Raw genomic sequence first — 242 nt, 5'->3', positions numbered from 1 at the left:
GCGCTCGCGGAGAACCCCGGACGCTTCGCCCTGGTGGACCTGGAGGCGTCGCAGGACAGGACGGATGAAGTGCTGGAGCGTGCCGTGACGGCGGTGGTCTCGGGGGAGTCCGAGGTCGCGGTCCGTGGTGGTGCGGTGCTGGTGCCGAGGCTGTCGCGGCTGCCGGAGGAGTCCGGTGGATCCGTGTTCGATGCTGCCGGTGACGTGCCGTCGTGGGATGGTGCGGGTGCGGTGTTGATCAC

General features: G+C 70.2%; 1 protein-coding gene. It reads left to right on the top strand.

Annotation, left to right across the window (positions count from 1 at the left end; genetic code table 11):
* Positions 1 to 33: 33 nt before the first annotated feature.
* A partial coding sequence (locus tag HO151_RS06330) for a hypothetical protein (RefSeq protein ID WP_173895114.1) occupies positions 34 to 242 on the top strand: 209 nt, incomplete at its 3' end.

This window comes from Streptomyces sp. 8P21H-1 (assembly GCF_013302945.1).
This window is presented reverse-complemented; position numbering and strand designations above follow the sequence as displayed.